The following is a 280-nucleotide window of genomic DNA, read 5'->3' on the forward strand; positions in this document are numbered from 1 at the left end:
AGTCCCAGATGATGAGTTCATCGAATTCATCATCTGGGATTGTTTCAACAATTTCATTTACATATCGAGAAATATTATTTGTATAAATAAGAATTGAAGTTTCCATTGGTAGTGTATAGTGTAAGTTGATTCATGTTAAAGCTTTATACATAAGGCACCTCGTTAATTTAGTTTAGTGAAGTTTATTAATTATACGAAAGTGCCTTATTTTTTAAGCATTTAAAGATAAAATTACATGTTAATACGTAGTATTTATGGCGAGACTCCTGAGGGAGCAGTG

The sequence above is a fragment of the Staphylococcus lugdunensis genome (genome assembly GCF_002901705.1).
Classification (GTDB): domain Bacteria; phylum Bacillota; class Bacilli; order Staphylococcales; family Staphylococcaceae; genus Staphylococcus; species Staphylococcus lugdunensis.